This window comes from Microcoleus sp. S28C3, from assembly GCF_036700785.1.
In the GTDB taxonomy this organism is placed as follows: Bacteria; Cyanobacteriota; Cyanobacteriia; order Cyanobacteriales; family Microcoleaceae; genus Microcoleus; species Microcoleus asticus.
This window is the reverse complement of sequence record NZ_JAUBPO010000280.1, coordinates 1-1,371: the sequence shown is the minus strand read 5'-3', so window position 1 is coordinate 1,371 and position 1,371 is coordinate 1. Positions and strand designations below refer to the sequence as shown.

General features: G+C 44.8%; 2 protein-coding genes and 1 pseudogene. 2 read left to right on the top strand and 1 reads right to left on the bottom strand.

Going from position 1 to position 1,371, the window contains the following annotated elements:
- Positions 1–118: 118 nt before the first annotated feature.
- Positions 119–238, bottom strand: a pseudogene (locus QUA13_RS32990) (IS1 family transposase); the annotation flags it as partial.
- 228 nt (positions 239–466) lie between these two features.
- On the opposite strand from QUA13_RS32990, the gene QUA13_RS32450 reads away from it, so the two are divergent.
- The gene (locus QUA13_RS32450) at positions 467–979 is read left to right on the top strand and encodes a winged helix-turn-helix domain-containing protein (RefSeq protein ID WP_333205200.1); all 513 of its coding nucleotides are present in this window, start codon (positions 467–469) and stop codon (positions 977–979) included.
- 96 nt (positions 980–1,075) lie between these two features.
- A complete protein-coding gene (locus QUA13_RS32445; protein ID WP_333205198.1) occupies positions 1,076–1,306 on the top strand; it encodes a hypothetical protein in 231 nt (76 codons plus the stop codon).
- The last annotated feature ends 65 nt before the right edge of the window (positions 1,307–1,371 follow it).

Genomic DNA, 1,371 nt, shown 5'->3' with positions numbered 1-1,371 from the left:
AGGAGTGAAAATTGTCATCTCACACTTTTTTGATTATAACCGATAAGTCATCAACTTATTTATTTTTCATTCCTTACTCATCAATAAACATATTTTACCTTCCTTGGTAATTTCTTTCTCAGAAATCACCTAACTTCTTAGAGAACGATAATGTCCTTCTTACTAGCCGTGACACTCGTTGCCGCAAAGTGTTATTGAATCGTTCTATGTAACTGGTCAATCCACTGTCCTTGCCTACGGCTTTTCGGACGTTTGCGATCGCAGTGCTGTTTCATAGGCCTGCCAGTAATCGGTATAGATGACGGCACATTGTCGGTACACAGGCGGCAGCGAGGCCCATAATGCCCTTGCAGCATCCCCAGAAAGATCGCCGATATAGCAACCGACAATCTCACAGGTTGTGATATCATCTCCGGTCGATTAACCAGGATATAATCAGGAGGAACACCACCCCATCAAATAAAGAGTGCCAAAACGAATTACGATCGCGCCTCATCTGAGTATAGAAGAGCTACAAGCTCGTTTCCGTCAAGCTAAAACAACAACCCAAGCCCATCATTACCAAATTATTTGGCTGCTAGCTGGCGGCAAAACTACCGCAGAAGTGATGGCAGTGAAAGGTTATAGTCGCGGTTGGATTTATGAATTAGTCTGGGGGTACAACCATTTAGGACCAGAATCCCTCGAAGATCAGCGTTGCCAAAATCGCGATCGTGACCCTCTGCTCAATCATGTGGAACAAGCTCAATTGTGGCAAGTCCTACAGCAGCCACCCCCAGATGGCGGACTGTGGAATGGTCGTAAAGTGGCTGACTGGATGAGTGAACTCAAAGGTTACAAAGTCTCTCGTCAAAGAGGATGGGAATATCTCAAGTCAATGAAGTTTAGATTGAGAGTTCCTCGCCCGGAACATCAGGAATCAGATCTCCTCGAACAAGAGGAATGGAAAAAAAAATCTCCGTCGGTTCGTTCGTCTTGAAAATCAAGAAAGAGAACCCTTCAAGCGACGTAGAAGTCTGGTCAATGGACGAACATCGGCTCCGATTGAAACCTGTTTTGAGGCGAGAATGGGTGGATGAGTTTAGTAATGCCACTGCTGTGGTTAACTGGCGGTTTCAATGGTTGTGGTTATACCGCGAAAGTACATCCGAGTACCGGAGAAACATATTGGTGGATACTGCCATTTGTCAACAGCCAGCTTTTTGAGCGAGTGTTAGAAGATTTTGCTCGACATTGGAAAGTAAAGCGGAAAAAAAGAGTAGTTTTAGTAGTAGATGGAGCCGGATGGCACTTGACTGGAGTTTAGACTAACCGCGCCTCAAAGTGCGGTTAGTCTAAACTCCCAATAGAAAATTTTACTTACGTCTCCTG

What these genes read in the sequence shown, in the direction of transcription:
- QUA13_RS32445 (WP_333205198.1), top strand. Translation starts at nt 1,076, where the DNA reads ATGAGTTTAGTAATGCCACTGCTGTGGTTAACTGGCGGTTTCAATGGT.